The 233-nt window shown below is 53.6% G+C and carries 1 pseudogene; it reads right to left on the bottom strand.

From position 1 onward, the window contains the following. Positions 1 to 233: pseudogene (ybgI, locus tag SB772_RS45920) on the bottom strand (radiation resistance protein YbgI); the annotation flags it as partial.

The following is a 233-nucleotide window of genomic DNA, read 5'->3' as shown; positions in this document are numbered from 1 at the left end:
GGTTGATATCATTCGCCAGCAACGTTTTTAAACGGTTACGCTTCATTCCGCGAATGACCGGAGACTCTCCTTTCCAGAAGTAGCCATGATGCACAATGACCGCATCCGCGCCCAGACGCACTGCCTCATCGAGCAAAGCCTGGCAGGCGGTGACACCGGTAACAATTTTTTGCACCGTCTCTTTGCCTTCCACCTGCAAACCATTCGGCGCGTAATCACTAATCGCCGCGCTG

This window comes from Paraburkholderia sp. SIMBA_030, from assembly GCF_046535245.1.
Taxonomy (GTDB): domain Bacteria; phylum Pseudomonadota; class Gammaproteobacteria; order Burkholderiales; family Burkholderiaceae; genus Paraburkholderia.
The sequence above is the reverse complement of the archived record's forward strand: the minus strand, read 5'-3'. Positions and strand labels throughout refer to the sequence as shown.